Source organism: Mycolicibacterium xanthum, assembly GCF_019710635.1.
In the GTDB taxonomy this organism is placed as follows: domain Bacteria; phylum Actinomycetota; class Actinomycetes; order Mycobacteriales; family Mycobacteriaceae; genus Mycobacterium; species Mycobacterium xanthum.
On the sequence record NZ_JAIFZS010000147.1, the window covers coordinates 1 to 826 of the forward strand.

Annotated in this window: 1 protein-coding gene; it reads left to right on the plus strand. The window is 67.6% G+C overall.

Annotated features, from left to right (window positions below; all coding sequences use genetic code 11):
- Nucleotides 1–163: 163 nt before the first annotated feature.
- A partial coding sequence (locus tag JDV09_RS26460) for an IS701 family transposase (RefSeq protein ID WP_308124257.1) occupies nt 164–826 on the plus strand: 663 nt, incomplete at its 3' end.

Sequence of the window (826 nt, forward strand, 5' to 3'; positions counted from 1 at the left end):
TACTGCAGCCGTAGATCGGGGCTGACGAGTTTCGGCGTGTCTGCGCTGGTCAGGGCGGTGACCGCGGCATCGTTCGATGTTTGTGAAGACAATTGAATTGGCCGCGGTCACCGCGGTTCATAGCGTAGACCCTGACCGGTGGCAGACCGAGTACTCGGCGATGATCGATCGGATCGCGCCGCGCTTCGCCCGCTACGAACCGTTGCGCCATGCCGGCGAACTCATCCTGGGCATGGTCTCGGGCCTGGACCGAAAGAATTGCTGGACGATCGCCGAACACCGCGGCGCGGCCACCCCCGATGGTCTGCAGCATCTGCTGGCCCGCGCCAGCTGGGACGCCGATGAGGTCCGTGACGATCTGCGTGACTACGTCATCGACGCCTTCGGGGACCCGGGCGCGGTCCTGGTCGTCGATGAGACCGGCGACGTCAAGAAAGGCACCCAGTCGGTCGGGGTGCAGCGGCAATACTCGGGCACCGCGGGCCGCATCGAGAACTCCCAAATCGCGGTGTATCTGACCTACGCGGCACCGCGCGGGCACGCCCTGATCGACCGCGCCCTGTATCTACCCAGGTCCTGGACCGACGACCCGCAGCGCTGCGCTGATGCGGCAATCCCGCAGGACAAGCGGGGTTTCGCCACCAAACCCACCCTGGCCATGTCACTGATCGACCGCGCCGTACGCGCCGGTGTCCCGGCCTCCTGGGTGGCCGGTGATGAGGTCTACGGTGCTCATCCGCAACTGCGCGCCGCGGTGCGCGGCCACGGGCTGGGATATGTGCTGGCCATCGCGGCCAACCGCCGCGTGCCCACCCACGCCGGCCCG